Origin of the sequence: Acinetobacter sp. 22301 (genome assembly GCF_052045285.1) — a bacterium.
GTDB lineage: Bacteria > Pseudomonadota > Gammaproteobacteria > Pseudomonadales > Moraxellaceae > Acinetobacter > Acinetobacter pittii.
Genome location: NZ_JBQEOR010000001.1, coordinates 309,697 through 331,019 on the forward strand (window position 1 = coordinate 309,697; position 21,323 = coordinate 331,019).

Here is a 21,323-nt window from a genome sequence, read left to right on the forward strand (position 1 = left end):
CTTTATGCTTATATTATGAACAGTTTTTTAAAAATTATTGTTTATTTTTAGTATGAATAAAAACTAAAAGGTTTATTAAACATCTTATTTTCAAAGATTGTAATGACTTTCTAAGTAAGGCTGATTTTGTTTAAGTATGGAAATAACCTGAGTAGCATCTATAGCAGATTCAAACAAGAACCCTTGGCCTATGCTGTAACCAAATTGTCGAAGTAGTTCTTCTTGTTCAGGAGTTTCAATTCCTTCAGCGATAAGCCCGAGTGATAAATTTGGAGCGAGTAAACCAATTGCTTGGACAATCGCATAAATTGATGGGTCATGTTGCATCTTTTGGATAAAGCTGCAATCTACTTTTAAACTGTCAATCGGGTAATCGCGAATATGGGTTAGCGATGAAAAACCAGTCCCAAAGTCGTCAAGTGCAATACGTACCCCATGCTGTTTTAATTTATTAAGTGCACGAATCACATATTCCGAACCTCGGTCGCCTAGCATGTGCTCAGTGACTTCCACTTCAATATATTGCGTCGGTATTTGAAATTGATTAATCTTTTTCAAAAGTCTCTCAGCATAATTATCTCTTAAGAACTCAACTGGTGCAGCATTTAGTGAAACAGGGAGTGGTGTAATACCAAGATTTATCCATTTAGCGATGTCACGTAAAACTTGGTGTTGCATCGTTTCACCGATCTTACTCGCTAAATTATAATCTTTAAAAGCTTCTGCAATTTGTGCAGGGTAGCCTCTTTGAGCTGAGGTTGTATGCCATCTTAATAAAGCTTCAAACCCCACTACACGATGGGTTCTTAAATCTACTTTAGGTTGATAATAAGGTTGGATGGTATGATGGCGAATCAGCTGACGAGCTAAATTAAGCTGAGAAGCGACTGTTTCGGTCATTTGCATCATGCATGGATCATACATGCGAATACCACCACGACCACGCGCTTTTAGATCATGCAATGCCATATCGGCACAACTGAGCAAACCTGACTGGTCTACGGCATCTTGCGGGTAAATTGCGCAGCCAATGCTCATCCCACCATTTAAGACATTTCCTAAATAGGTAATCGGCTGATTTAACTGTTGAAGTAAAATGGCTGCTAACTCTCGGACATCATTTTCAGAATTAAGGTTATTAATAATAACCGCAAATTCGTCTCCGCCTAGTCGCGCGACAACGCACTTTTCATCATCTACACAATGACTAAAGCGTTTGGAGAGAACTTTTAATAGATGATCGCCTGCGCTATGCCCTAAAGTATCGTTAATATGTTTAAAGTGGTCGAGGTCAATTAAAAGTAACCCTACACTTGTTTGAGTGTCTTTTGAATATGAGAGAGTGCGCTTAAGTTGAAATTTAAATGAACGCCGATTATATAATCCTGTCAGTTCATCTCTCTCACTCATATTCCTAAGCTGGTTTTCTGCCAAATGTTGTTGAGTAACATTACGTGATACACACAGAATTTGTCCAATTTCACCATTTTCCCGATGAATTGGGGTAAGCATATTATCCCAATACTCAGGATCCTGATCTGGTAAACAGCTCATTCCTGCAAATCTAGCAACTTTACCTTGAAGAGCTTTTTTCAAAGCGACTCGACCGCGTTTACGAATGTGCGGTGGTAATAGTTCGAGCCATTTCATTCCAAATTCTGTTTCATCAACAGGTACACCTAAAGCGAGGCACCCTGATTTGTTCATGTGAGAAAGTGTGCCGTCTACATTTAAAACTTTAATGCAATCTACACTGATATCTAACATCTGATTTTGTATCTCAATGTTCTTTTGCAAGTTTTGTTGTTCTTGAATATCATGATCTATATCTAAAAAGCTAACATACCATTCGCTAGTTTGTGAGGAGCTGCGATACTTAGATGCTTGAATCGATAGTTTGCACCATCTATATTGATTTCCAGCTCGTAAAAGTCGACATTTTAATTCGATTCTTTTTTGCAGGCGAATTGCTTCGAGCCATCTGTTTTTGACTTCATCTAAATCGGTAGGATAAATAAAATCTAGCCATTGCGCTGGCAATGGAGAAAAAGTATCCAACCAATATTCTGTACACTCTATATTGCAATATAATATCAAGCCATTTTCATCACTCACCCAAGTTGGGAGTGGAATTTGCTCAACAATAAAATGCTTTTGGGTGTTGTTCGACATTGAAGTCATAACATGCCTAGAAAGATTGTGTTGATTAATCTATTTATTAGCCATTATTGTAATCTTTCTGTAGTAAGCAAAACAGCAAATAATAAATTTTATGTGTATTTTTTTTGAACTAAAATTGAGTTATTAAAACTAATATATACTAAAGATTTAATTTATGTTTTTGTTATTTATTAATTTTTATTTATCTTTCTTTAAAAAAATATTTATGCTTATTTTTGTAAAAAACTTATTAAAACAGCAGCTTATAATTATGCATATATATTTGTCATATTAAAAATAAAACTAAGAAAGTAGAAGGAGTAAAGATAAAAAATAAAGAATTTGATAAATCAAATTTTATTCATAATATAAACAAAGAAGCTCTCAAAAGAGGTTAATTAAATACAATAATCGCTATTAAGTTTACAAAAGTAATATAAAATAATAGTTTGTATTATCGTAAAATTCTTTTTGTCAAAAAGGATATATATTTCCTTTTTGTGCATTTTATAGCCTACATTTTCCCCAAGATGTAGGTTTTTTTTATGCATAATTTTTATAGATTTTAATTATAAAAATAAAAAAAGCCAAAATGGCTTTTTATACAGTTTCTGGCTTGTTCAACTGTTGTTGTATGTACAGATTCATATAGTACTGTTCGATATAATCATCAGCATAGTTGTTTGCTAAGGTTTTTGTTGCCACTTGCTCATGTTTTAAATAGCAGTTTGATTCAAGGTCTTTTTCAAGTACCCACCAGCTACGGTTAATACGACGTACCTGAAATTTGTCACTTTTGTATTTTCTTTTAGCCATTTTCCGAAATTTGCTATTCAGTTATTGAAAGAGAATTTCTACTGGAGTTAAGAGCTCAAGTCAACAGATGGAAGGTTAATTGATTATTTTATGTGGGATGCTATTTCTCTCAATATTAAAGTAGAGACATTAAAATAGTTAAGCTCTCGTAATGAGAGCTTTAACTATTGGGTATAAATAGATTCTTATTTCATCTTAGCGAGAAAGGTTCTTTAAAAGTAATTTTAAACTTTCCATCATTTTTTCTAGCTGTAAGGGAGTAATACCTTCAAAAGACTGCTCAAGTACTACACTTGTTAGATCATTGATCTTGTTGATCATTTCAGTCCCTTTTTCTGTAAGTACTACACGAGTAATACGACCATCAGTTTGGCAAGAGTAAGTTTCAACCAAACCTTCATCTTTTAAACGATAAACAATTTTTGTGGTAGTCGACATTTTTGAAATAATCATATCTGAAAGTTCAGAAACACTCGCATGGGGCTTGCTGCTTAAAGCCAACATGATGCGTCGACGTGAGTTATCTAAACCATATTTTTTTAAAGCATTATCAATGTTTTGTACATATTGAGCATGTACTTGAGTAATCCAATAATATGGAAAATCTTCAAGAGTAAAAGATTCTGTTGTAGGTAAAAAACGCGCATACTTCTTTGTCATTGACTTTTCCCCATACCTTGGTGGATCGCATTCCTGGTGAACTATCTTTAATAGTTGAAAAATATAGTTTCATCAAGCAAGTTATAGCAGGACTTTACTTGATGAGCAAAAGTTATATAGCTTCATTTAACAATGACATGGTTTAATTGTCCTTAACTTTATAAAGCGTTCCTATAACTTTGCGAACTTTAAATACTCTTCAGCTATAATCAAAGATTATTAAAGGTAAAAACTGTTTAACAAAGCCGTACCTGAAACTCTTTGAGTGGATATGTAAGATTGCATCTAAGCTTGCTTGATCGTTAATTGAACGATGTTGCTTGCAAGGGCATCGTAGAAAAAAAATTATGATTTGAACGTGGCATTGAACGAGAAAGTTTTTGTCTCTAAAGTCATAACTATGAAAAATTAAGATATTTAAATAAAAAATATTTATTTATATCAATCACTTGTATTGTTTTGGTGTTGCCGAAATTTACCATACATTTAACATGAAACATCTATTATTTAGTAAAATAAAATTAGCTTTCTATTTTAAATAACTGATTTTTATTAATAAATTTCAAAAAATATTTTAAATAATAAGCTTTTGAAATAGAGGTATTTTTGTCTATAAATTATAATTTTAATAAATTTTATCCATTAAATCTCAAAAGAGCCAACTCTAACCGTAATACTCGCAGAAGAAGTGCCCACACAGATTATGGCAAGAGCTATTCAAATTAAATGATTTAAGTCTCAGAGAAAGAAAATTAAATATTAAATAGTTTTCAGTTTAAATTTTTATGAGATCAGGCACATATAATTTATAAAAAAAGGGAGAATTTATATTCTCCCTTTTTAATTATACAGTGGTCACAGCTTTTTCTTCTATTTTTTTCTTAACAATCGCATAGCTTATCCCTGTAACAATACTACCAGCAGCAATTGCACCAAGATATAACCAAGCATGATTAATCGCATTGGGAATTAAAAGAACAAATACACCGCCGTGAGGAGTAACCAACTCACAATGGAATAAGGCAACGAGTGCTCCAGTCACAGCTCCACCTAAAATGCAGGTTGGAATAACACGCATTGGGTCTTTAGCTGCAAAAGGAATAGCACCTTCAGAAATAAAACATAAACCTAATACGAAAGCTGCTTTTCCAGCATCTTTCTCTCCTGTACTAAATTTATTTTTAGCAATGAAAGTCGCAATAGCCATACCAATAGCAGGAACCATGCCGCCAGCCATTGTAGCTGCCATAGGCATATACGTGTTTGTTGTCAGCAGTCCAACAGTAAAAGCGTAGGCTGCTTTATTGATTGGTCCACCTAAATCAATACACATCATGCTTGCTAATATAATTCCCATTAACACGGCATTTGTTGTACCCATGTTATTTAAGAAATCTTTCATTAGCTCAAAAATATGTGCTACTGGCTGTCCAACCACATAAAACATAATTAGACCAACAAATAATGTGCCTAATAACGGAATAATTAGAATGGGTTTAAGTGCTTCTAAACTAGTTGGAAGTTTAAGTTTTTTAGCGATAAATAGTGCGATATAGCCTGCAAGAAAACCTGAGACAATACCTCCTAAAAAACCTGCTTGTAACTGAGAAGCAAGTAAGCCGCCAATTAAACCAGGTGCGAGGCCAGGACGATCAGCAATCGAGTAGGCGATATAACCAGATAACATTGGAACCATAAGCATAAATGCAGCGGCACCAATTTGTTTTAATATAGCCGGTAAGCTGCCTGCTTGTTCAGCTGCATTAAGGCCAAAGCATAAAGACAGAGCAATTAAAAGACCTCCCGCCACCACCATAGGTAACATATAAGAGACACCTGTTAAGAGATGTTTATATACGCCAACTTTTTCGGTTTTATCTTTGTTTTCTGCAGATGTTTGTTGCTTACCTTGTTCTAAAACTTGCGCATTACTGATTGCCTCAGCAAAAGCTTTATCTGTTTGCTTTAGAGCAAAACCTGTACTACATCTATAAACATGCTTACCTACAAAACGGTCTGTATTAACTTCAATGTCAGTCGCAAGAATGACGATGTCCGCATCAGCAATAGTTTGAGGTGATAAAATATTTTTTGCGCCAACGGAACCTTGAGTTTCTACTTCAATGTCATAACCATGTTTTTCTGCGCCTTGCTGTAAAGCTTCGGCGGCCATAAAAGTATGCGCGACACCCGTAGGACACGCAGTGATCGCAACAAATTTTTTAGCTGTAGATGCTGATACGTTATTATCATTTTGCCAGTCTTGAGCAGATTTAAAATGATCTAAAGCAGTTTGAAGAGCTGAATCAGTATCACTTTTGATCTCTTCAATGTTAACGAAAGATAAAGGGTGTGTACCAAAAATATGAAGATTTTTCGGGCGTTGTCCAACAACGATAATTTGGTCAAAGCTTTCATTCACCTCGAATTCATCAAGCGAAATAATGCTGTTTTGATAACCCTGTTGAGACGCGACTTGTGCAAGCTTACGAGCTAAAATCAAAGCATTGACTTGCTGTTGCGGACTATTAATAACAAATAATAAACGTTTAGCAGTTGGCATCAGATTCACTCAATGAATTGATTATAGTTTGGGCTTTTAATTGGTTTAGCTTTTCAGCATTAGGAATACGAAAGCCTATTTGTGTTACAGCGTGGCTTGCAATTGCTGTAGCAATTTTTAATGTTTCTTCGGCAGAGAAGCCACTTAATAAGCCATGAATCATACCTGCTAAAAGAGAGTCACCGGCACCAACTGTACTTTTAACTATCACTTTAGGTGCTGTGGCATGCAGTGGGTGAGTGTCATGTAACCAGTTTACACCGTCTTCACCCATCGAAATAACGACATGTTCAATTTTAGCTAAGTTTGCAAAAAGTTTTTTTTGTTCAGCATAGGTTGTAGCAGGAAGCTGATAACTTTCTACTAACTCATCTGTATTTGGTTTAATCATCCAAGGTTGACATTCAATTGCAGCAACCAACGCTTTACCACTTGTATCAAGTGCAACATTTTTACCTTGCTGTTGAATGAGCTTAATAAGTTGCTGTAACTCATCAACACTAAAACCTTGTGGAAGGCTTCCGGCAATGGCAACCACATCTACCAGAGGCAAAATCATTTTAATTTTTTGGAAGAGGTGCTTCTTATCTAGTTCAGATACGAAAAAACCTTTTCCATTTAAATCCGTCATGCGTCCTGAATGTTCAGCAATTTTTATATTTTGGCGAGTTTCACCTTCAATATAAATAAATTCAGATTGAAATTGAGCTTCTTTAAAATGGTCATCGAAAATCTGTCTATTTATTGCTCCTAGAAAACCAGAAACAACAACTTCATGCCCCAAATCTTTTAAAACTTGAGCAATATTTAAACCTTTGCCTGCCGCATGTATTTCAACAGATTCTTGGCGGTTTACTTCACCTATCTGTAACTCATTGAGTTGTATAGTCACATCAATTGCAGGATTTAAAGTAATTGTTAAAACTTTAGCCATTACTATTCCTAATCTTTACATTTCTTGTTCGGATAACTGACGTACAGCAGTAGCGCTATCACATTCAAGTGCACGCTTAGCAAGCACTTGAGCTTGGCTGTAGTTAAGTGTACGAATTTGGGCTTTAACCAAAGGAATACTATTTGGTGACATACTAAGCTCATCGACCCGTAAGCCCATTAGAATGGGCACAGCTTTTGGATCGGCTGCGAGTTCACCGCATATACCAACCCATTTGCCATACTTATGCGCAGCTTTTACAGTTTGATCAATCAATTGCAAAATACTTGGGTGTAGTCCATCAGCTTCAGCTGAAAGGATAGGGTGTCCACGGTCAATGGCTAATGTATATTGAGTTAAATCATTTGTTCCGATACTGAAAAAGTCCACTTCTTTCGCGAGAATAGGTGCAAGTAAAGCAGCAGAAGGAACTTCAATCATGATACCAACTTGTAAGTTGGTGCATGGATGTACAGCTTTAACTTCATCAAGAATAGCTTTTGCAGCACGCCATTCTTCCACACGGCCAATCATTGGAAACATGATTCGTAAAGGACGATCATCTGCAGCTTTAAGCAAAGCAATAAGTTGTTGACGCAACAGCTCTGGCTGTCTTAGCGTTAAACGGATACCTCTTAGACCTAAAAATGGATTTTCTTCTTCAGCAATTGGAAGGTAAGGGAGTGGTTTGTCACCACCTACATCTAGCGTACGTACTACGAGTGGTCGGCCCGCTAGAGCATCTAAAACAATACGATAATCTGCTTCTTGGGTAGCTTCGCTCGGAGCGCTACTATGCGCCATAAAAACAAGCTCAGTCCTGAGTAGGCCAATGGCTTCAGCGCCACATTCTACCGCATGGGCTGTTGCTTGAACTTTTCCTAAATTGGCAGCAATTTCGATTTGATGTTGATCTAAAGTAATTGCAGGTTCTTGGCTATGACGTTCAGCTTCTTCACGAATTTTTTTCTGAAGCTCTCGTTCTTGTTTTGCTTGTTCGATTTGTTGAGCATTGGGATTTAAGATAAAAGCTCCAGTATCTCCATTAATTAAAAGAGAACTTTTTTGCTCAATATCTAGTACTTGATCACCAGCCCCAACAATTGCAGGGATACCTAAAGCACGAGCAACAATAGCACTATGAGCGCTTGCACCACCTACAGCTGTCAAAATACCTGCTACACGATCTTTATTAAGTCGGGCTACATCACTTGGTCCTACGTCATACATGATCAGTATATAAGGTTCTTTAGGTTCTTCGATGATGACCTCACCGCAAAGTTGAGCCAAAACGCGATCACCAATATCACGTAAATCTGTAGCACGCTCAGCCAGTAATCGATCTGGTAAAGCTGCTTGCTCTTTGGCTGCTGCCTCAATATGTTCATGCCATGCAGCAGGGGCAGAAAGATTTAAGTTAATTTTTTGATAAACACCATTAATCAGATCTGGATCGTCAAGCATTTCCAAATGGGCTTGGAAGATTTGCTTAATCTCAGCCACTTCAGATTTTGCAATAACTTGGTGAATATTGTTTTTAACAGCATGAAGCGCAATATCAAGTTTTTCTTTTTCTATTTTGACACTTAAGCCCATACGTTCATATTGGTAAACCTTTGGCTTAATTACATGTACAGGTCCGAAAGCTAAACCGCTTGAGGCAGCAATTCCTGTATTTGAGCTAAGTGGTTTTGAATGGCTTGGGATTTCACTAGATTGCTCAATTTTAATGTCTGAAGATTGTATAGGTTCAACTTCTTCACCTAAGCCTTGTTGCACTGCCAAAATAACTTTATCTAAAGCTTCAACTGCATCCGTTTCTGGTTCGGCAATGAAACGTAAAGTTTGGCCACGTTTACAACCTAAAGCCAAGAGGCGCGTCAAACTTTTAGCAGAAACAAAATTTCCGTCATCTACTGCGACCTGAATATCACCTTGAAAACTTTTAGTTAAGTTCACTAAATGAGTTGCTGGTCGAGCATGTAATCCATGGGCATTGGCTAATACAACCGAACGGTGAGGCCAATCTGGAATAACATCTGCACCAATGATTTTAGCAATTTCATTTGGTGCTTGTGTTTGGTCTAATTGCGCAACTTGTTCTGGATTAAATAGAATATCAATCAGTCGATTAAATCTCTGACTATCTAATTGCTCATTGGCAGCTATACACACTAGTGTGTTTAATTTTTTTCCGTTTAGCTCTAGAGCATGGCGAGGTTTTACAATGCTGATCGCTGGTTGTTGAACAAACTTACTACTTGAAATAGACCAGATCTGATCTTGTAGTTGAATAACTTGATCAGGGTCAAGTGAACTTAGAAAACCGCACTTTACGAAATTGTGTTTTTTTAAAATCTGAGATGCAGACCAAAACAAATCTTCAATATCTTGAGATTCAATTTCAGTTTGAATTAAATTCTCATGCAAAGTTAAAGATAATGGTTGAGCTTGTAAGATTTCAATAATTTGTTCAGGTTGTTTAGCATTTTTTACCTGTTCACTTACATCATGCATTAAAGCTCGAGTTAATATTTGTAGAACTTGTAAATGTTCATCAGATTTTGCTGCAATAACAACAGCTAAATAAATTCTGTTTTCACCATCCCATATAATTCCTTCTGGAAAGTGAGCTAAACGGATACCTGTTTCTAGAATAAATTCGCGAGATTGGGGTGTACCGTGGGGAATAGCAATGCCTTGACCTAAATAGGTGGCACTTTGTTGTTCCCGATTGATGAGTCCTGTAATGTAGTCAGGTGTAACTAACCCATCTTTTACCAATATATCTACTAGACACTGTAATGCATGCTTTTTATCAACAGCATGTTGATTCATATGAATATGTCGAGGCTCTAGTGCTAGCATACTTATCCTTGAACAATTTCTTTGGTTTAGCTAAACAGAAAAAAAGAAGCTGTTAGTATTAAAAATAGGTTAGTTTAACCGTTTTTAAACAACAGCTTCATATAAATAACGATAGCAGAACTTTAAAGCTATATCGACGTATTTACGTAAAAAGTGCTTGTTTTTAATACAAAGGAATAGGTGATTAATATATTTTGATTTCTTATGATAATTATTAGGTTAATAAACTAACTTTATAAAAGAAGTGGGTATTAATATTAAAAAAAACCTCTATACCGGATTACGGGTATAGAGGCAAAAGTAAAAGATCAATAGATTAGTGTTGGATTTCCTGTTCTAAAAGTGACCATAAGTTTTGATGTGATTTTTTAAACATTAGCATGTGCCCAATTGATTTATGCCCAAGTTTCATGGGATTTAGCTCTAGCATTTTTGTGGGCGCATTAGGATAAAGTTTTAATAAATCTTCAACGTTACGCTCGGTTGCAATTTCATCGTCACTTGCCCAAATTGAAGTAATAGGGCAGATAATTTCACTATGAAAATCATGATGGACTGTTTTACCTATAGCATTTTTCACATAGCCAGGATGGCTGCAAAATTCTCGCCACTGTTGGGCGACTTTTTTAGGTAAGTTTTCTCCCATTCCAATAAATTGAGTAGCACCATAACCTTTAAAAGCACTAGAAATTGGAAAGATGACATTGAACATTACCGGTGCTAAAAACTTGGTTTTACCTTTAAGACCTTTTACATGGCCAGTGGAACCTGCGACCGCGATAACTTTTGCTACTTTATGAAAATTAGGAACAATTCCTAATAGCTGCCCACCAGCACTGTGGCCAAGAAGGGTAACTTGTTCTGCTTTAGTTTTTTCTAATAACGTATCAATTGCACAAGGAATATCGAGAACTCCCCAATCATTAATACTTGCTGTACTTTGCTTCAAAGACCCGTGTAAAGAGCCTCCAATTCCACGGAAATCAAAGCTTAATACGTCATATCCTTGTTCGCTTAACCATGTAGCAAAAGAATGATAGAAGTTTTTAGTAATACCTGTTGCTGGACAGATCAATACGGGATTTGCTGATTTTGGGGATTGAGCTGGATAAAAATGTGCAGCAAGTTGATAACCATCTTTACAGGTCATCCAAAATGATTCAAAAGTGTTATCCATAATATTTCGTAGTGATTGGTTTATTGATGTCTTTAATTTACACGAGTTCTTAAATGAAACTTGGTTAAAATGTGACTATAAAGTCAATATTTATGTTATATAGCTCATTAAATTTGAATAAAACAAATAATTGGAAAAAATATGGATTTACCGAAAGCTGTACAGCTCGCAATTGTATTTAGTGGCATATTTTTATGGATAGGGATGTTGACTGGGGTATGGAAATATTGGCAAATACGCCGTTCAGAATTAAGTCGTGCTCATTATTATGTGGATATCGCTCATCGAAGTAGTTTGTTATATGCAGCTGCTAGCCTAATTTTAGCTGTATTAAGCTATTTTACTGTTTTAAATGAAAATATTACTTTATGGTGTGTATTCGCAAATATTCTATTTTTTAGTTTTTCAATTCTGGTTTATATCATACATGGCTATTTACAGGACACAACAAATCAATTCAAACGTCCTCACAAGCTAGGTCGTTTTAGCTTACCTTCATGGATGATGACTTTAATGATGGTGGGATTAATTTTGACTGAATTAGTAGCTACAGCTATTTTAGTTATCGGAACAATTTTTTTATTTTTGGATGTATAAAAATGGATGATTGCTCATCCATTTTTTAAGTATTCGAGTTTTGTTGACTAAGACGTCTTTTAGCTAGTTTTCGCATCTTATGGTCGACAAAGGCCCACACACAAAATATGAAAGAAACAACCATCGCATACATAAAGTATTCGGGTTTCAGATTTCCTTTAATCATACCTTGAAACAGTAAAGTCAGCATAAGAGCAAGCGGTGTTACTCCATAAACAACTGAATCTTTGCTGTTCAGAGTGTTAATGAAGACTTGTTTGTTGAAATGTAATGATAACATCTCCATCCCTCCTTGTGGTTGCGCTAAAACCGAATGTTTTAGTCAAGAATAAGTTTAATGTTGTACTTCTATTTTTAATTCAATTCAATAGTGAATAGAAAATTTTTTGAACAGTTTTATAAAAAACTCTATGTTTATAAATGGTTAAGGTATTAAAAAAGTAAATATTAAATATTTTTGTATAAAATACTTAATATTTTAGAAAAGAGAAAATATTTTAATGAAAAGTGTAATAATTTCTCTTTTCTATCATTTCAGGTTAGCTGTTTTGTTTTTTTAAAAATATATCAATCGCATGTTGAGCAATTTCTGCATCTTCAAAAGATTGGACACCAGAAACGCCAATGGCCCCTAAAATTTGTCCGTCATAAATAATGGGTTTTCCACCTTCTAACATTCCTTGAGCACTAGGCATACTTAAAAAACCTAAGCGTCCACTTTGCAGAAGTTCTTCGTAAAATTTTGAAGGTCTACCTGATATTGAAGAGCATTTTGCTTTTTCTAAACATAAATGTGAGGATAAAGGTGAAGCACCATCTAAACGCTTCATCAACAGTAGAGAACTTGTTTCATCAACAATAGCGATACTGACTTTAAAGTTGTGTTCAATTGCATATTTTTGAGCTTCTTCCATTAAAAACTCTGCATCTGCTTGTGTTAGGTAATATTTACTTTTCATTGTTGCTCTTCTTTCCTAGTAAGCTAAAAATTATTTTAGTGTAATTTTACAGTAAAAACTGATTATATCTATAGTTGATTTGTCATTGAAAGTAGTGTGGAAATAAAATGCCGGTTGGGTAAACTCAGCATTTTATTCAATATATAAAATCATGTTTGGGTAAAACTCGATTTCAAAAAAGACACTAGATTAAATGTTTTTAAATTTAACTTTGTCGATAATTACGGTAATTGCTAGAACAACTAAAGATGGGATCAACCAAGCTAAGTTTTGTTCATTTAAAGGTAAATGTTGAAGAAAATTAGGTAAATAATCACCAAAACCAGCAACTTTAATACCGTCAATAATACCGAAAATTAAAGCAATACTTGTTACTGAACCGACAATAAAAGAGGGTTTGTGCCAAAATTTCCAAAAGAAGCTCAGCATAATCACAACAATGGCTGGTGGATAAATTGCACTTAAAACAGGTACTGATACGGCAATAAGTTTGGTTAATCCAAGATTAGAAATAATGAAAGAGAAACCAACTAAAATGAATACTAAAAGTTTGTAAGGTAATTTAGTTAACTGAGCAAAATACTCACCGCAAGCACAAGTTAAGCCAATCGCTGTCACCATACATGCTAAGAAAATGAGGCCAGTTAAGAATAATGAACCCATATTGCCAAAAGCATGTTGAACATATGCATGTAAAATTACTGCACCATTTGCTGCATTTGGTGCTACTTCATGACTACCTACACCTAATTTGAATAAGCTTAAATAGACTAAAGTAAGACCTGCACCAGAAATAAGACTGGCAATAATCGCATACTTAGTGACTAATTTTTTATCGGTAACACCACGCGAATAAATCGCTTGAATAATTACGATACCGAATACTAATGCGCCTAAAGTATCCATAGTGAGATAACCGTTTACGAAACCTTCCGAAACTGGAGATTCAACGTAATGGTTGATTGGAGCAGGGACGTAACCCGCTGGAATCATAACTGCTGCAATGCCTAAAATTGCTAAAGCAATAATTTTTAGCGGAGCAAGCACATGACCCACTGTATCTAATAACTTGTTTGGATAAAGTGAAACTACAGTTACAAATGAAAAATAAATTGCGCTGTAAATTAAAAGGCTACTACTTGATGTTCCAAAATAAGATGAAAAACCAATTTCATAAGAAACAGTAGCTGTACGTGGAGTAGCAAATAAAGGGCCTACTGATAAATAACAAACAACGGTTAAAATCAGACTTGCTACTCGACCAAGAGGAGAGCTAATAATTTCAATGGAACCCTGCATACGAGAGAGTGCCATGATGGTAATTACAGGTAGACCAACTGCAGTAATCAAAAAGCCTATAGCGGCTAGCCATACATGATCACCGGCTTGTTGAGCGACAATGGGAGGAAAGATAATATTGCCAGCTCCAATAAAAAGAGCAAAGGTCATAAAACCTAGGGCAATAATATCTCCAGTACGAAGATGTTGCATAAATTAAAATTAATAAAAAAGAAGGAATTTTAGAGCAAAAGAGATCATGATCAAGCGGTATTTTATGTGAAAAAGATTTTTTTCAGAGCATAAAAACCTTTAATAGATATTAAAAATATCAACTGGTTAAGGTATGTATTTGAAAAACCATTGAAAGAAATTAGGAAATCATTTTTTATCTCTGACTTTTTAAAGAAATTATGCAAAAATAAAAGTATGAATTTCTATTATGAATGTTGAATATTTGGGCATTTAATGCTTCCAGCCTATCCTATATCCGTTCTAGAATATTCTAAATTAACTTACATTTTTGTAGGCGTGGTAAAAACAGTGCCTACGAGGATAAAACTGAATGAGAGCTTCTACTGTTACAATAAAAACTGAACAAGATCTGGAAAAGTTAAGAGTTTCTGGACGCTTGGCTGCACAAGTTTTAGAAATGATAGGGGCATATATTAAACCGGGTGTATCTACGGAATATTTAGATAACCTGTGTAATGACTATATTGTAAATACTTTAAAAGTTATTCCTGCGAATGTAGGATATCATGGTTTTACTAAAACAATATGTACATCAGTAAATGAAGTAGTTTGCCATGGAATTCCTTCACCGAATAAGATTTTAAAAGATGGCGATATTATTAATATTGATGTCGCAATTATTAAAGATGGCTATTTTGGTGATACGAGCCGCATGTATTTTGTGGGTGATGTAAACCCGCAAGCAAAAAAACTGGTTGATACAACTTATGAAGCGATGGTTGCTGGGATTCATGCTGTTAAGCCAGGAGCTACACTAGGCGATATTGGTTATGCTATTCAGTCAGTTGCTCATCGAGAAGGGTATAGCATTGTTCGAGAGTATTGTGGTCATGGGATTGGTAAGGTTTATCATGAACAACCTAATGTTTTACATTATGGACAGCGCGGCCAAGGCTTAGTATTAAAAAAAGGTATGGTCTTTACGATTGAACCGATGATTAATGCGGGTAGACCACAGGTTAAAGAATTAAATGACGGATGGACAGTTATTACTCAAGATCTTTCGTTATCTGCGCAATGGGAACATATGGTTGCTGTAACTGACACTGGCTTTGAACTCTTAACACCTTGGCCTGAAGGTGTAGGAAACTATCCTGTAATTTAAAAATAAAAAAGTTCGATAATTATCGAACTTTTTTATTTTCATTCATTTTAATGCTCAGAAAGATGTTCTACCAAATAATCAATAAATACTCGTACAGCAGGTAATAACCCTCGGCGTGATGGATATACAGCATGTAATATACCGTGAGGAGCTTTCCATTCCGGTAAAATTTGTACAAGCTGTCCAGATTTTAGAAAATCTTCTGCTGCGATCTCTGGTAGTAAAGCGATCCCACAGTTTTGACTCGCTAATTGCGCCAACATATGGATATTTGTACCCATTACGATAGGGCTGACTTTGATTTTCTTTTGCTGATTGTCTGGACCATGCAAAAGGAATTGTTGATCAAGATGCTCTTCTGACAAACTTAAAATGCGATGCTCACTAAGTTGTTCTGGATTTTTTATATCTCCAAATTCATTTAGATATGCTTGACTTGCAAATAGACTCTGTTCAATAAGTGCAAACTGTCTAAGAACTAAACTTGGATCATCATCTAGTTTTGAGCGAACACGTAAAGCAATATCAATTCCTTCATTAATGACATCTACTCGACGATTGCTGACCATAAGTTGCAAACGAATTTCTGGATATTTTTTTAAGAAAGCAGGCAAAATTTTAGGCAGTTGATTTTGAGCAATATCAACAGGAACACTAACCTTTACAACACCTCTAGGTTGAATGCTTAGATGATCAACCAAATCATGAGCAGCTTGTGCAGCATTCATCATGACTTGAGCATGTCTATAAATATCCATCCCAATATCTGTAACAGCAAAATGACGAGAGCTGCGTTGAATCAGGCGAACGCCTAAGTTTTCTTCTAGGCTATATACGCGACGACTTAGTTTTGATTTTGGTATATCCGTTACACGCTCAGCAGCACTAAAACCACCATGCTCAACGACGAGAGCAAAACAATAAAAATCATCAAGATCAGTGAGCATTAAAATATCCTATTTCTGCAACAACCATGATTTTACATTATTATTTTTGCAACGATAATTCTTAAACTAAATTTTTTGTAATTAAAACATATACTAAGATATTTCCTTTAACTGAGAATTTGAAATTATGTTGTCATTACAATGTAATTTTATTGTGTGTTTTTTGATGAGTGGTTCTAGCCTTTTCTAGAACTTTCAATTAATTTCTTTTACACTACAATTTTCTATTCTTTTCAAATCTAATGCACTATCAATTAATTGAACTTAACGATGCTTCTGCGAATATTGAATGTCCATTTTGCAAACAAGCAATAATTGACTGGGCGCAAGAACAATATATTCAGCCATGTGAACATACTTTATTTATTGCTATGGATTTGGGGTTTGAATTTATTGCTGATCGATTTGAAGAGTGTATGGATCAAAATGTGGATGAGTTGCACGAAGATCCGAATATGAATATTTTTGAAGCTCTCACGACAACAACATATGAAAATCTAATTATTTTAAAATCTGATTTAGGTGTGGAAAATTTATTTCGCTATGTCGGGGTAAGTGATCGTTAAAATTGAGAGTATAAAAAAGCCAATCTATTGATTGGCTTTTTTATTATTTACGCTTCTGGCGCTGCACTGTATTGTTCAACTAATGGCTTTAATTCGCCATTTTGGAACATTTCAAGCATGATATCGCTACCGCCAATAAGTTCGCCATTTACCCAAAGTTGCGGGAAAGTAGGCCAGTTCGCAATTTTTGGTAATGTTGCACGAATATCAGGGTTTTCCAAAATATTTACATATGCAAATGGACGACCAATTTGACTGAGCGCTTCTACAGCACGTGCAGAGAAACCACATTGTGGAAACTGTGGAGTGCCTTTCATGTAAAGTAAAACGGGATGCTTCGCAATTTGATCGCGGATTAACGCTTCAGTATCACGTGCTTGTTCAGTCATAAAGAGATCCTCAACTAATCTAGCAGCATTATAGGGGGTGTTTACATCGCTTTGCAAACCACCTGATTACTTAAAGTTGCATTGAATATTCAATATTTTATTGTATAAACCGAAGCGATAGCAAAAAGCGGACGAAATTTTAGATAAATGAGTGATGAGACTTTTCATCAGAGCCAGTTTTTGCTTATATAAACCCTTCTTAAAACCTCATACAGACAGAGTTCGTTATGAATGATATTACCCTAGCTCCAATACAACCTGATCAACCATCACATTTAATGGCTACTTATGGTCGCCAAGCGATCAGTTTTGTACGAGGCCGAGGGGCATATCTATATACCGAAGATGGTACAGAGTATTTAGATGCTTTAACCGGTATCGCTGTATGTGGTTTAGGTCATGCGCATCCAGTCATCGCAGAAGCAATTGCTGAACAAGCTGCAACACTTGTGCATACAAGTAACTTATTTGAGATTCCTTGGCAAACGGCTGCTGCTCAGAAGCTTGCTGAAGTTTCAGGGATGGAAGAGATCTTCTTTTCAAACAGTGGTGCTGAGTCAAATGAAGGCGCCATTAAAATTGCTCGTAAATTTGGTACTCAACAAGGTATAAGTTCACCAAAGATAATTGTGGCAGAGCAATCATTTCATGGTCGTACTTTAGCAACACTTTCAGCTACTGGTAATAAAAAAGTACAAGATGGTTTTGCTCCTTTAACCAATGATTTTATTCGTGTGCCCTTTGGTGATGTAGAAGCAATTCAAGAAGCTGCTTTGCAGCACCCAGATATTGTTGCGATTTTGATTGAACCTATTCAAGGTGAGGGCGGTATTAATACAGCGCCTCAAGGCTTTAGCTATCTTGAAGAAGTCCGCACCATATGTAATCAACATAACTGGCTAATGATGCTAGATGAAATCCAAACAGGTAACGGCCGAACAGGTAAGTATTTTGCTTATCAACATACAAACATTGTGCCTGATGTTCTTACCACTGCGAAAGGGCTTGGTAATGGTTTTCCAGTAGGCGCTGTAATGACACAAGGTAAAGCTGTTGGCTTATTAGGACCTGGTAGTCACGGTTCTACTTACGGTGGCACAGTGCTAGGTTCTCGTGTGGTTTATACAGTAATTGATACAATCCAAATAGAGAATGCTGTAGAAAACGCGGCAGTTGTTGGTGGTTATATTGTTGATCAATTACGTGCGCAATTGGCACATAAAGATGTGCAAGTACGTGGCTTTGGTATGATGATTGGTATTCAATTGCCTAGAGACTGCGCTGAGCTCGTTGCAATAGCTCGAGATCAACATAAACTTATTATTAATGTTACAGCTGGTTCAGTAGTGCGTTTATTGCCACCAATTAACATGACTCAAGCACAGGCTGATGACTTGCTAGAGCGTTTAGTTGCTTTAATTAATAACTATCTTTAAGTTTTTACATCAATAAAAAATGGGCATATAAATGCCCATTTTTTTATATGAAATAATTAACCAGAGATGTACTGTTTTAATTGTTCAATGAGATTTTTCTGATCTTCCATCGCAGCTTTTACTAAGTCGCCAATAGAGATAAAACCAACTAGTTTTTCATTGTCTAATACAGGTAAGTGGCGTAAGTGACGATCTGTCATAAGCTGTAAGCACTCTTCAACTGTATTGTTTAGGCTTACTGTAAGCACTTTAGATGTCATAATTTCAGCAACGGTAGTGCTATATGATGAACGTTCCATAAGCGTTACTTTTCGTGTGTAGTCACGTTCAGACAAAATTCCGACAACTTTTTCACCCTCAGCTACGACGAGCGCACCAATTCCTTTATCCGCCATAATCTTAATTGCTTCAAGGACAGTGGCTTCTGGAGAAATTGTAAAAATATCTTGCTCTGCTTTGTTCTTGATTACTTGTGCAACGATTGTCATTTCTTCTGTCCTGTGTTTTATCATTTTGTTTTAAATTAGCTTGATTTTATAAAAATGCAAAGACTGGATAGTCATTCAAATACAAGTTTTACATTCAAGCGTTCAAAAAGCATTCTAATAGAGGTTAAGAACCTAAAGAAAAGTTTACGCTCCTTGCCAATTCGGATGTTTGAAAAAGAAATGTTGCATTTGCTGAGTAGATAACTTTAATTTTCTATGAGATGAATTAAACAAAGCAGGAGTGACGTTGAGTCGTGTTAAAGTTGGTAGTAAAGACTCATGGAAATCTTTAGGTGTAATTCTTCTTGGTTTGTAATGTGGCCAATGCTCTTTTGCGTAGCGATGTGCCTGCAAACCATTAAGCCAAAAAGGAAAAATAAAGTCTTCCTGATCTGATTTAATTGCCCATCCCTGATGAAATAATCCCCAAAGAACCCCGCAATACATCATGGTTCTTAAAATATAAATCTTAATCATCAAGTCTCTTGAAACCGGTTGTAGATTACTTAAACTTTTCATTGTGAATTTAAAGGTTCTAACTTGTCTTGCTTATTATAAAAAAATCAGATGACATTTCAGTTTAAACAGGTATCAAATCGTAAACAAATATTCCAGCTGTGAAATTCATGTCCTTTACTTCAAGCGGCTAGAGCCTGTGGTGCAATACAATGCAAACCAAATGTGTAGTGAATTATATTTACAGAAAATTTTTACAGCGTAAAAACGCCACCTGAGCCACGAATGAAGTGGCGAAGTAAAGCTTTTGATAAATTTGGGTTTTTATGGGCATAAAAAAACGCCACCTAAGTGACGTTTCTTTATGCTTGCATTGTGGCTAACTTTTGCCAATATTGTGCTTTAAGTGAGTCACGTTCAACACGGAAACCTTGATAATACAATTCTGCTAAAAACAGAGCAGCTTTACCGTGCCCAGCGCGAGCAACTTCTTCTAACTGTGCAACTGCATCCTGAAAATTCATTTGAGAGTGAATTGTGTTTACTGCAGTTGCGTACACATGTTCTAAATCATGATGAGAGATACGTTGAATCATAGAAAACTCCTTATTGTAATTATGATTACTTTTTCTAAAGGCCGCTGCCTTTAAATTAATTTAACTTAGAATTATTAAACTAATATTACAAATTAATGGATTTGTCAACTATTGGTGCATACCAGTTAATTCACTATTAGGATACATGATTAAACATTATTCACAAATAATTTTGAGTAAAATCAATATGAGAATAAAAGACAAGGAGAATAAAATATGACAAATACTATCGATGGCTTTGTTTTTGATACTCCACCTAGAGAGGAACAAATCATAGAGCTAGCCCATTATCATCGTAAACTATTAGATGAAGCGATCTTTCATCAAGAGATCCATTTAGGGGATTATTGTCTTGCTCAGCGCAAAAGAGTATTTGACTTTGCACGGCATTTGGAACCTGCACAAAAAAACTGGTTTTATCAAGTTTATGATGGTGAACTTAGAAAAATTGCCGACGAAGACGAACTGCATCCAGCCGATGCTGAAGAAGGTTTAAGTATTTTTGCGATGTTTTTAGTCTTGGTGATTATTGCAGCAATTTTATACTTTTCCGTCATTCGTTCACTAATAAGCTAAGTATTATTATCCAGTAAGGTACGATTCTTGGCCTTACTGGATGTTTGATCTTGTGCTTATGAGTATTGAACCCTACACTACACTAATTCGAGGTAGGTCATGCTCATATTCAAACAAAATTTTCTTAAATTAAAATCTGAGTTAAAAGTTGATCAATGTTTTAACCTATTTGTGGTTATTGTCATTGGCTGTATTTTTGTGCTGTCATATTTAGCATTACTTCGGCCTATTAGTCCCGAACAATATCAACGAATTATACAACTCTCTCATCAAGCCACTTATCCTAAAACTCAGGATATGGCTGAGCTGCTAATAGCTCAATCAGAAATTCATAGAGCAGAGTATTTAAAGTTAATGCATGCATATCAATTTGAAGGTGCTCATATTAGACAATATCCAGCACTTGCTCAGGAAGATACTCAGTAAATAGGGTAATCAGGCTAAATCTTGGTTTCCAAAGCTTTTTGAGCACTATTGTGGCAGGCAAAATTTTGAAT

The 21,323-nt window shown here is 35.5% G+C and carries 21 protein-coding genes; 6 read left to right on the forward strand and 15 right to left on the reverse strand.

Features of this window, described 5'->3' with window-relative positions:
* Positions 1 to 90: 90 nt before the first annotated feature.
* The 7 genes from ACTJJH_RS01470 to ACTJJH_RS01500 form a co-directional block, all read right to left on the reverse strand.
* Positions 91 to 2,181 (reverse strand): putative bifunctional diguanylate cyclase/phosphodiesterase, encoded by a 2,091-nt coding sequence (locus tag ACTJJH_RS01470; protein WP_440600595.1) that lies wholly within the window; start codon positions 2,179 to 2,181, stop codon positions 91 to 93.
* 579 nt (positions 2,182 to 2,760) lie between these two features.
* The gene (locus ACTJJH_RS01475; protein ID WP_002120955.1) at positions 2,761 to 2,976 is read right to left on the reverse strand and encodes a hypothetical protein; all 216 of its coding nucleotides are present in this window, start codon (positions 2,974 to 2,976) and stop codon (positions 2,761 to 2,763) included.
* A 195-nt stretch (positions 2,977 to 3,171) separates the two neighbouring features.
* Positions 3,172 to 3,636, reverse strand: coding sequence for a MarR family winged helix-turn-helix transcriptional regulator (locus ACTJJH_RS01480; RefSeq protein WP_002121027.1), 465 nt, complete (start codon positions 3,634 to 3,636; stop codon positions 3,172 to 3,174).
* An 844-nt stretch (positions 3,637 to 4,480) separates the two neighbouring features.
* Positions 4,481 to 6,199 carry a fructose-specific PTS transporter subunit EIIC gene (locus ACTJJH_RS01485; RefSeq protein WP_440600596.1) on the reverse strand — a complete coding sequence of 573 codons (1,719 nt, stop codon included), beginning with the start codon at positions 6,197 to 6,199 and terminating at the stop codon, positions 4,481 to 4,483.
* Positions 6,186 to 7,133, reverse strand: coding sequence for a 1-phosphofructokinase (gene pfkB / locus ACTJJH_RS01490; RefSeq protein ID WP_032036372.1), 948 nt, complete (start codon positions 7,131 to 7,133; stop codon positions 6,186 to 6,188). The genes ACTJJH_RS01485 and pfkB overlap by 14 nt, the downstream gene beginning before the upstream one ends.
* Before the next feature lie 15 nt (positions 7,134 to 7,148).
* A complete protein-coding gene (gene ptsP, locus ACTJJH_RS01495) occupies positions 7,149 to 10,001 on the reverse strand; it encodes a phosphoenolpyruvate--protein phosphotransferase (protein WP_440600597.1) in 2,853 nt (950 codons plus the stop codon).
* A 316-nt stretch (positions 10,002 to 10,317) separates the two neighbouring features.
* Positions 10,318 to 11,178 (reverse strand): alpha/beta hydrolase family protein, encoded by an 861-nt coding sequence (locus ACTJJH_RS01500; protein ID WP_005068960.1) that lies wholly within the window; start codon positions 11,176 to 11,178, stop codon positions 10,318 to 10,320.
* A gap of 141 nt (positions 11,179 to 11,319) precedes the next feature.
* On the opposite strand from ACTJJH_RS01500, the gene ACTJJH_RS01505 reads away from it, so the two are divergent.
* Entirely contained in the window at positions 11,320 to 11,775 is a 456-nt protein-coding gene (locus ACTJJH_RS01505; RefSeq protein ID WP_005068962.1) for a hypothetical protein, read from the forward strand.
* Between the two features lie 25 nt (positions 11,776 to 11,800).
* Here ACTJJH_RS01505 and ACTJJH_RS01510 read toward each other — a convergent pair whose 3' ends face one another.
* The 3 genes from ACTJJH_RS01510 to brnQ all read right to left on the reverse strand — a co-directional run bounded on the left by ACTJJH_RS01510 (position 11,801) and on the right by brnQ (position 14,225).
* Entirely contained in the window at positions 11,801 to 12,055 is a 255-nt protein-coding gene (locus ACTJJH_RS01510; protein WP_005068965.1) for a hypothetical protein, read from the reverse strand.
* 259 nt (positions 12,056 to 12,314) lie between these two features.
* Positions 12,315 to 12,734: a GlcG/HbpS family heme-binding protein gene (locus tag ACTJJH_RS01515; protein ID WP_002120910.1), complete on the reverse strand. Its 420-nt coding sequence runs from the start codon at positions 12,732 to 12,734 to the stop codon at positions 12,315 to 12,317.
* Between the two features lie 189 nt (positions 12,735 to 12,923).
* Positions 12,924 to 14,225 (reverse strand): branched-chain amino acid transport system II carrier protein, encoded by a 1,302-nt coding sequence (gene brnQ, locus ACTJJH_RS01520; protein WP_002120935.1) that lies wholly within the window; start codon positions 14,223 to 14,225, stop codon positions 12,924 to 12,926.
* Between the two features lie 352 nt (positions 14,226 to 14,577).
* Between brnQ and map the strand changes: the two genes are divergently transcribed.
* Positions 14,578 to 15,372 carry a type I methionyl aminopeptidase gene (map, locus tag ACTJJH_RS01525; protein WP_017386019.1) on the forward strand — a complete coding sequence of 265 codons (795 nt, stop codon included), beginning with the start codon at positions 14,578 to 14,580 and terminating at the stop codon, positions 15,370 to 15,372.
* Between the two features lie 47 nt (positions 15,373 to 15,419).
* Here map and ACTJJH_RS01530 read toward each other — a convergent pair whose 3' ends face one another.
* Positions 15,420 to 16,319 (reverse strand): LysR family transcriptional regulator, encoded by a 900-nt coding sequence (locus ACTJJH_RS01530; RefSeq protein WP_057105156.1) that lies wholly within the window; start codon positions 16,317 to 16,319, stop codon positions 15,420 to 15,422.
* Between the two features lie 242 nt (positions 16,320 to 16,561).
* On the opposite strand from ACTJJH_RS01530, the gene ACTJJH_RS01535 reads away from it, so the two are divergent.
* On the forward strand, positions 16,562 to 16,885 hold the full coding sequence (locus ACTJJH_RS01535) for a hypothetical protein (protein ID WP_002121003.1): 324 nt from the start codon (positions 16,562 to 16,564) through the stop codon (positions 16,883 to 16,885).
* A gap of 47 nt (positions 16,886 to 16,932) precedes the next feature.
* Here the strand turns inward: ACTJJH_RS01535 and grxD are convergent, their stop codons facing one another.
* Positions 16,933 to 17,274: a Grx4 family monothiol glutaredoxin gene (grxD, locus tag ACTJJH_RS01540; protein ID WP_002120913.1), complete on the reverse strand. Its 342-nt coding sequence runs from the start codon at positions 17,272 to 17,274 to the stop codon at positions 16,933 to 16,935.
* 227 nt (positions 17,275 to 17,501) lie between these two features.
* Between grxD and ACTJJH_RS01545 the strand changes: the two genes are divergently transcribed.
* Positions 17,502 to 18,710: an aspartate aminotransferase family protein gene (locus ACTJJH_RS01545; protein ID WP_440600598.1), complete on the forward strand. Its 1,209-nt coding sequence runs from the start codon at positions 17,502 to 17,504 to the stop codon at positions 18,708 to 18,710.
* 56 nt (positions 18,711 to 18,766) lie between these two features.
* Here the strand turns inward: ACTJJH_RS01545 and ACTJJH_RS01550 are convergent, their stop codons facing one another.
* From ACTJJH_RS01550 to ACTJJH_RS01560, 3 genes are all read right to left on the reverse strand, one after another.
* On the reverse strand, positions 18,767 to 19,198 hold the full coding sequence (locus tag ACTJJH_RS01550) for a CBS domain-containing protein (protein WP_002121094.1): 432 nt from the start codon (positions 19,196 to 19,198) through the stop codon (positions 18,767 to 18,769).
* A 144-nt stretch (positions 19,199 to 19,342) separates the two neighbouring features.
* The gene (locus ACTJJH_RS01555; protein ID WP_005802084.1) at positions 19,343 to 19,717 is read right to left on the reverse strand and encodes a DUF2750 domain-containing protein; all 375 of its coding nucleotides are present in this window, start codon (positions 19,715 to 19,717) and stop codon (positions 19,343 to 19,345) included.
* A 299-nt stretch (positions 19,718 to 20,016) separates the two neighbouring features.
* Positions 20,017 to 20,250 (reverse strand): hypothetical protein, encoded by a 234-nt coding sequence (locus tag ACTJJH_RS01560; RefSeq protein ID WP_002121063.1) that lies wholly within the window; start codon positions 20,248 to 20,250, stop codon positions 20,017 to 20,019.
* Between the two features lie 216 nt (positions 20,251 to 20,466).
* Here ACTJJH_RS01560 and ACTJJH_RS01565 point away from each other — a divergent pair, with 216 nt between their 5' ends.
* Together ACTJJH_RS01565 and ACTJJH_RS01570 are read left to right on the forward strand one after the other, a co-directional pair.
* Positions 20,467 to 20,826, forward strand: coding sequence for a hypothetical protein (locus ACTJJH_RS01565; RefSeq protein WP_002120892.1), 360 nt, complete (start codon positions 20,467 to 20,469; stop codon positions 20,824 to 20,826).
* 99 nt (positions 20,827 to 20,925) lie between these two features.
* Positions 20,926 to 21,252: a hypothetical protein gene (locus tag ACTJJH_RS01570; RefSeq protein WP_002120920.1), complete on the forward strand. Its 327-nt coding sequence runs from the start codon at positions 20,926 to 20,928 to the stop codon at positions 21,250 to 21,252.
* Positions 21,253 to 21,323 lie beyond the last annotated feature (71 nt).

Excerpts from the sequence above, each read along its gene's own strand:
- ACTJJH_RS01570 (WP_002120920.1), top strand. The coding sequence starts at position 20,926 with ATGCTCATATTCAAACAAAATTTTCTTAAATTAAAATCTGAGTTAAAA.
- ACTJJH_RS01505 (WP_005068962.1), top strand. The coding sequence starts at position 11,320 with ATGGATTTACCGAAAGCTGTACAGCTCGCAATTGTATTTAGTGGCATA.
- ACTJJH_RS01470 (WP_440600595.1), bottom strand. The coding sequence starts at position 2,181 with ATGACTTCAATGTCGAACAACACCCAAAAGCATTTTATTGTTGAGCAA.
- ACTJJH_RS01545 (WP_440600598.1), top strand. The coding sequence starts at position 17,502 with ATGAATGATATTACCCTAGCTCCAATACAACCTGATCAACCATCACAT.
- ACTJJH_RS01515 (WP_002120910.1), bottom strand. The coding sequence starts at position 12,734 with ATGAAAAGTAAATATTACCTAACACAAGCAGATGCAGAGTTTTTAATG.
- ACTJJH_RS01510 (WP_005068965.1), bottom strand. The coding sequence starts at position 12,055 with ATGTTATCATTACATTTCAACAAACAAGTCTTCATTAACACTCTGAAC.
- ACTJJH_RS01530 (WP_057105156.1), bottom strand. The coding sequence starts at position 16,319 with ATGCTCACTGATCTTGATGATTTTTATTGTTTTGCTCTCGTCGTTGAG.
- grxD (WP_002120913.1), bottom strand. The coding sequence starts at position 17,274 with ATGACTGAACAAGCACGTGATACTGAAGCGTTAATCCGCGATCAAATT.
- ACTJJH_RS01550 (WP_002121094.1), bottom strand. The coding sequence starts at position 19,198 with ATGACAATCGTTGCACAAGTAATCAAGAACAAAGCAGAGCAAGATATT.
- ACTJJH_RS01555 (WP_005802084.1), bottom strand. The coding sequence starts at position 19,717 with ATGAAAAGTTTAAGTAATCTACAACCGGTTTCAAGAGACTTGATGATT.
- brnQ (WP_002120935.1), bottom strand. The coding sequence starts at position 14,225 with ATGCAACATCTTCGTACTGGAGATATTATTGCCCTAGGTTTTATGACC.
- ACTJJH_RS01475 (WP_002120955.1), bottom strand. The coding sequence starts at position 2,976 with ATGGCTAAAAGAAAATACAAAAGTGACAAATTTCAGGTACGTCGTATT.
- map (WP_017386019.1), top strand. The coding sequence starts at position 14,578 with ATGAGAGCTTCTACTGTTACAATAAAAACTGAACAAGATCTGGAAAAG.
- ACTJJH_RS01535 (WP_002121003.1), top strand. The coding sequence starts at position 16,562 with ATGCACTATCAATTAATTGAACTTAACGATGCTTCTGCGAATATTGAA.
- ACTJJH_RS01485 (WP_440600596.1), bottom strand. The coding sequence starts at position 6,199 with ATGCCAACTGCTAAACGTTTATTATTTGTTATTAATAGTCCGCAACAG.
- ACTJJH_RS01500 (WP_005068960.1), bottom strand. The coding sequence starts at position 11,178 with ATGGATAACACTTTTGAATCATTTTGGATGACCTGTAAAGATGGTTAT.
- ACTJJH_RS01565 (WP_002120892.1), top strand. The coding sequence starts at position 20,467 with ATGACAAATACTATCGATGGCTTTGTTTTTGATACTCCACCTAGAGAG.
- pfkB (WP_032036372.1), bottom strand. The coding sequence starts at position 7,133 with ATGGCTAAAGTTTTAACAATTACTTTAAATCCTGCAATTGATGTGACT.
- ptsP (WP_440600597.1), bottom strand. The coding sequence starts at position 10,001 with ATGCTAGCACTAGAGCCTCGACATATTCATATGAATCAACATGCTGTT.
- ACTJJH_RS01560 (WP_002121063.1), bottom strand. The coding sequence starts at position 20,250 with ATGATTCAACGTATCTCTCATCATGATTTAGAACATGTGTACGCAACT.
- ACTJJH_RS01480 (WP_002121027.1), bottom strand. The coding sequence starts at position 3,636 with ATGACAAAGAAGTATGCGCGTTTTTTACCTACAACAGAATCTTTTACT.